The sequence below is a fragment of the Aporhodopirellula sallentina SM41 genome, assembly GCF_000346505.1.
Classification (GTDB): Bacteria; Planctomycetota; Planctomycetia; order Pirellulales; family Pirellulaceae; genus Rhodopirellula; species Rhodopirellula sallentina.
The window spans coordinates 1-3,030 of the sequence record NZ_ANOH01000408.1 but is presented as its reverse complement, the minus strand read 5'-3'; the positions used below and the strand labels follow the sequence as shown (position 1 = coordinate 3,030).

The following is a 3,030-nucleotide window of genomic DNA, read 5'->3' as shown; positions in this document are numbered from 1 at the left end:
CCGCGATCAAGCTATGATCGTCGCCACTACTAAACGACTTACGCTTCGACACGCTTCACCTGACGACGCGATTGCAATGCGGTCGGTGTTCTGTGATGCGGAGGTGATGCGATACGGTGACGGCCCACAAACGGATGCATGGATTCGGTCGTGGATCGCCCTGATGAACCGCGACTATCATGAACGCGGATACGGGCTCTGGATTGTCACGAAAATAGGTGACCCACGAGCCATCGGCTACTGCGGGCTAACGTGGTTCCCGAATATCAACGGTCGCGCGGAGATCGAAGTCGGATACCGCCTGGCCCGCGAATATTGGAACACTGGTTTCGCAACGGAAGCTGCTTTGGCGGTTCGTGATCTTGCATTCATTTGCCGTGGTTTGGATCGCCTAGTTGCGATCATTGACCCAGACAATTTTCGGTCGATTCGTGTCGCGGAGAAAATGGGGATGAAATACGATAGTGATGTGCTGCTCGACGGATATACTCACCCGGATACGGTCTACGCGTGTCACCGAGACGAAGACGGGGAACCAAGCGATGAACCGAAGTCGCGGAGTTGACGTTTCTGACAATCGTGAATCATACGCCGCGACTCGGTTATCGCGACCGTTATCCGACTGAAATCCCCCGATGGCTGACCGGCGAAAGACTCTGCTCACCGCCGTCGGTGTCCTTCTGTTGTTCGCCCTGCCGGTTGGACTGTTTGCCTTTCTCGACTTCGCTTGGTTCGGTCCCGCACGCATCTACGCTGATGCGCAATCACGATGCGAGGATGTGTTCGCCCAAAACGATTGGTCCGGCTATCCCTTGTGGTTTCATTACGACTACCGCGTTCGCTTTGTCTGCCCAGAGTTGGACGACGACAACGTTTCCTTGCTCTATCCGATTATCCATAGCGTCGATGGATTGCGGTATATTGAGCTCTACGCTACGGACCTGTCGGATGACGGGGTCGCTGCTATGGAACACGAATTTCCTCACTGCCACTTTACTGTTTACGACCAATGGTTCTGATGTCGCTTCCGATGCTCACATGGCGACGGATAACCATGCGTTGGACCGGAGTGCTCAATAACACGTTCCCAAATGGTTAATCGTTCGTTCGCACCCGGTCAACGCCAGCGTTCCGCTAGTAATCCGATGCAATCACTTCTGCTTTATCTTACTTTGCTTATCTCCGTACCGTTGCCAGCGTGCTTCGCGCAGGGCACTATCCGCAATTCATCTCGTATTGGGGCGTCTGACGCCAAGACTCGTTTCGGCGAATTGGCAACGCGCTACGAGAAGCTGCGTAGGCAGTTCTTTACTCACGAGGTAGAAGAGGGCGACGATTTGCTAAAGGGGTTCCTTGAAAACTACCCGATGAATGCAATGGTGGCCGACTTTTTGACTCTTGAACGTCAAACGCGTGGGTCCGAAATTGGTTTTAGCTGCCTCTATCACCTAGTTTTGGCTGCTGATGGTGGTGTATTTGACGGGGACTACCCAGTAGCCAACTACCCAGCAACAAAAGGTAAAGTTGCCGCATTGCGAACCCTTCGCCAGCACTATTTTGACTATCCAGATATCGACACAACCTTTCACTTTGTTTTTAGTGGACCCGCAAAAGACGAAGCGAGAGTCTTTCTGCAGTCTCTGAGTACGTCTTCTCCACATAAGCACGTTCGTGCAAATGCAACGTGCGAACTGGCGCGTCATCTTGCCTTCGAGGCCAATCTGCCTCGCATTTATCAATCGCGACTCGCCGTTTTGGAACGCTCAGTTCCGGTTGACTTGGATCAAATCGAAGATCTCAAGGGCGTTCTTGCGGGGATGCAAGCCATCAACATCGAACGCAACCGTGCTGAAGCCCGTGTGCTACTTGACAGAATCCGAGACGATTACGCGGATGAACTAATCACTCCGCGAACTGAGCACAAAACACCGGTGTTGGTCCGAGTTGAGCGAGGTGAATCTTGCGAACGATTGAATGTGAACCGCGGTCGTATCGCGGATCGACTCTCGGCAATCGAGTTTGAACTCAACCACTCGATCGGCCGGCCAGCGCCGCCGATTGACGGCAAGGATGCAAGCGGAAAGCGAATGAGGCTTTCGGACTTTCGCGGAAAAGTGGTTGTTCTATTTTTCTCATTTAAAGGGTGTGGACCTTGCGAGAGAATGTACCCGGCTAATCGCAAGTTAGTCGATGAAATGGCCGATGAGCCATTTGCCTTCGTGGGAGTTCAAGGAGATGAAACGACTGATACAATTCACGAATCTCTCGAATCGGGAGAGATTACTTGGCGGGTCTGGTGGGACGGAGAGGACAGGCGACACTCAACACGATGGAACATTGAGGGGTGGCCGTCGACGTTTGTGCTGGATAAACGCGGAATCATGCGGTTTCGCGGCCTCAGAGGAGAAAAGCTTGCAACTGCGGTCCGCATTCTGTTGAAAGAAGAAGCGGAACAAGCGGATGCACGTGAGCCGCCGAGATGAGTTTTTTGAAGTGGTCAGTCGTTCGCGGCGGCCACGTGATCCGTATCGTTCGTCGACTCGAAGAATCCGTCCCCGCAAATTGACGTGTTCTGATATTGAGGTCTACCGTCTGCTGAAAGTTACTACATTTTCACGATCCAAGGAGGATGCAATGCGTTTAATCAAACTAGTCATGGCAATAATAGTCTTTGGCTGGGCAGCGTTTGCCGTGACACAGATGCTTCCGAAATCTGTCGCTGCGGACACCGCTACCATTGCCGACGCCGTTAAAGTCTATCCAATGACTTACCGCCTCACCGATCTTCCAGTGTGGTCTCAAGACGGAAAGACATTCGACCCAACGATCCTAATGGCGTACATCAAGACTTCCGTTGACACAAACGCTTGGGGCAAGTCGTCAACGATGGCTCCATTTGCCAGCAAATCCTCCCTGGTGATATCCACAACTAGCGCGAACCATGACCTGATCCTGACCGCACTTGAGCGGTTGCGAGCTTCGATGGTTCAATCTGGCGAAGAATAGCGACGGATCAAAACAAAGAGGTTT

4 protein-coding genes are annotated in these 3,030 nt (G+C 52.5%); all 4 read left to right on the top strand.

Annotation, left to right across the window (positions count from 1 at the left end; genetic code table 11):
- Window positions 1–565: GNAT family N-acetyltransferase (locus tag RSSM_RS26630; RefSeq protein WP_236621413.1), on the top strand; the 565-nt coding region annotated here is incomplete at its 5' end.
- Window positions 566–635: 70 nt separating this feature from the next.
- Window positions 636–1,019: a hypothetical protein gene (locus tag RSSM_RS26625; protein ID WP_008687076.1), complete on the top strand. Its 384-nt coding sequence runs from the start codon at window positions 636–638 to the stop codon at window positions 1,017–1,019.
- 126 nt (window positions 1,020–1,145) lie between these two features.
- Window positions 1,146–2,483 (top strand): TlpA family protein disulfide reductase, encoded by a 1,338-nt coding sequence (locus RSSM_RS26620; protein WP_160168182.1) that lies wholly within the window; start codon window positions 1,146–1,148, stop codon window positions 2,481–2,483.
- A gap of 151 nt (window positions 2,484–2,634) precedes the next feature.
- Window positions 2,635–3,006, top strand: a complete 372-nt coding sequence (locus RSSM_RS26615; RefSeq protein ID WP_044303732.1) for a hypothetical protein — start codon at window positions 2,635–2,637, stop codon at window positions 3,004–3,006.
- Window positions 3,007–3,030: the final 24 nt, after the last annotated feature.